Origin of the sequence: Bradyrhizobium sp. Leo170 (assembly GCF_004296405.1) — a bacterium.
Taxonomy (GTDB): domain Bacteria; phylum Pseudomonadota; class Alphaproteobacteria; order Rhizobiales; family Xanthobacteraceae; genus Bradyrhizobium.
The window spans coordinates 1-1919 of record NZ_PSRR01000659.1 but is presented as its reverse complement, the minus strand read 5'-3'; the positions used below and the strand labels follow the sequence as shown (position 1 = coordinate 1919).

The window sequence follows — 1919 nt, the reverse complement described above, 5'->3', positions numbered from 1 at the left end:
GCCCACGTCACGAGCGCCGTGTAACATTCATTCCGGCAACGTCGGCCCGATCTAGTTCAACACCGATCGGGACATCCCCGATGCCTTTCCTCTCGTTCTCGAAGAACATGCCGAGTGCGGCACTCGCCAGTTTACGGCCGAAGGCACGCATACTTTCGACTCCCCACGGATCAAAATGCGCTAGAGCGATCTCAACCACCCGTCGGGGCATCATCCGCGATGTTAGAGCGAGAGACAGTGGCTCCTCAATAGGATAAGGAGTCACGGGTTTGATCAATGAGGCGCTTAACAGCATCACCTCGTAGTCGTCGAACGCGCGCCGCAAGATCATCTGCAGAGCTTTCGTCCGGCGATACTGGCCGCACAGGCCGTCAAAACCCGAAGAGAAACCGGGAGCGGGAAGCGCTGCTGACAGAAACACCTGTACCTTGGGATATGGCTCGGCCCACTTACTCGAAAGCACAATTGTCCTCTCCTCGGAGGACGCGGGGGAAGAGACCTCTGGCTTCACTATTGGCGGGGCCACTTGCTCGAGCGGCATCATCGCTGCTGACAGAGTTGTCATAGCACCCCTCTGTTGCGCACTCGCGGAAGTGAGACGCACCGCTGGCCGCGAATTGGTGAGCTTGCGGAAAACCACATCAATCCTCCAATGCCTTCTCGATCAAAATGCCGATGCTGGACAGCTCGTCCATTGCACGCTGGGTGTGCGACCTGCGCCGCATTGCGGGAGCGCGTGACATATTCGGCACCGTAAGGTGCAGCATACCCCGCGCTTTCATCGCAGCGAAGGCATCACGTTCATACATCGGCGCGTCGATCATTGGCAAGGCCGCCAGCATGTCTTGAGCGTCCTGTTGAGAGACTGTCAGCCTGCCGGTCGGCACTCGCTGGCGAAGAATGGCGGTTTTGATTTGCAGTTTCTCTTGTATTAGTAGCTCGACAACGTATCGGTAAGTCGTAAGTGCTTCGTCGAGATCTAGAGGCGTTAGCATGGTCGGCACCAGAATGAAATCGGAGCTGGCGATAATACTCACATTGAGTTCGCTCAAGCCACCGCGAGTGTCAGCAAGCGCATAGTGGAAGCCGCTCGCTTCGGCCTGTGCATATGCGGTCTCCAGTAGGGGCAGCTCATCCGCAACGAATACGTCGCACTGAGGATCCCAAGTGCCGTTGCGCAGCGCATTTTCTTTCCATTTAGTAAGCGGGCGATTTTCGTCCGCTTCGAAAAGAGCGACTTTATTATCTTTGAATGCGAATGACGAGCACAGACCCATCAAAGCTGTAGTTTTGCCGGCCCCTCCTTTGAATGAGCAGCAAGTGATTAGTTTCATATCTGATGGCACCCCGTGCTGAACCAATTTTGATACGATATGCGATGTGTGTTTGCCAGGCCGGCTAAGTCAGTTCAACACGACGCGACTCTGAGATGGAACGTCGTCAAGATAACCCGCCATGGATTACATACCGATAAACTTAGCTACAACCGCAACCGTTCTTTCGTGAAATGCAGAACCGACGTCATTACATTAGGCGCTTCTCAGCGCATGACTGAGACCCTAGAAGGCGTGGAGAGGCACACTGTCGGACTCGGTTGATGACGCTCCATTAAGTAAACGGCGAAGTGCTGCTATCACTTCGAGGAGAGCCTCCGTCTTTGAGCGCTTGCTGTCGTGCTTCGCCGGCACCGTCGGCTCCGAGCATGCGACGAATCATTAACGTAAATATATTTACGCCGCACGATATGCCGACGTCAAGGCCACGACAGCAGTCGCTGGCTTGAATATAATGATGATGACGGAGTACGGCGCACATAATAAAAGTCTCTTGCGGCATTAATCCCTTTACAATTGCGGCGTAATCATCCTTACGTTTTGCGGCACGATCGCAAGTCCGCCCTGTCGCCGAGCTATGCGGGA

At 54.6% G+C, this 1919-nt stretch carries 2 protein-coding genes and 1 pseudogene; all 3 read right to left on the bottom strand.

Annotated elements, in window-relative coordinates:
• Positions 1–7 precede the first annotated feature (7 nt).
• Positions 8–640 carry a VirC2 family conjugal transfer protein gene (locus CWO89_RS43720; protein ID WP_165421598.1) on the bottom strand — a complete coding sequence of 211 codons (633 nt, stop codon included), beginning with the start codon at positions 638–640 and terminating at the stop codon, positions 8–10.
• A gap of 1 nt (position 641) precedes the next feature.
• On the bottom strand, positions 642–1334 hold the full coding sequence (locus CWO89_RS43715) for a conjugal transfer ATPase VirC1 (protein ID WP_130231874.1): 693 nt from the start codon (positions 1332–1334) through the stop codon (positions 642–644).
• 274 nt (positions 1335–1608) lie between these two features.
• Positions 1609–1919 (bottom strand): annotated as a pseudogene (locus tag CWO89_RS47390) (hypothetical protein); the annotation flags it as partial.

Coding starts and splice junctions, on each gene's coding strand:
- CWO89_RS43715 (WP_130231874.1), bottom strand. CDS start 1,334: ATGAAACTAATCACTTGCTGCTCATTCAAAGGAGGGGCCGGCAAAACT.